Here is a 228-nt window from a genome sequence, read left to right on the forward strand (position 1 = left end):
GGCCTCAGTCTTCCACGCGGGCGACCGCCTCCATGGCCCGGCCCAGCGCTTCGAAGTCGTCGGGGTCGACCCGGTCCACCAGCGCGTGGCGGACCGACTCGACGTGGCTGGGGGCGGCGTCCACCAGCAGCTGGTAGCCCGCGGGAGTCATGATCGCGTTCACGCCGCGCCGGTCGGACGGGCACGCGACCCGCTGCACCAGGCCCCTTCGACTCCATCCGCGAGATC

The 228-nt window shown here is 73.2% G+C and carries 1 protein-coding gene; it reads right to left on the reverse strand.

All coding sequences use genetic code 11. From position 1 onward, the window contains the following. Window positions 1-4: 4 nt before the first annotated feature. Window positions 5-228 (reverse strand): MarR family winged helix-turn-helix transcriptional regulator (locus BN358_RS11420; protein WP_232233109.1); only part of this gene is annotated, 224 nt, incomplete at its 5' end.

It is taken from the genome of Sedimentibacter sp. B4 (assembly GCF_000309315.1).
Taxonomy (GTDB): Bacteria; Bacillota; Clostridia; order Tissierellales; family Sedimentibacteraceae; genus Sedimentibacter; species Sedimentibacter saalensis.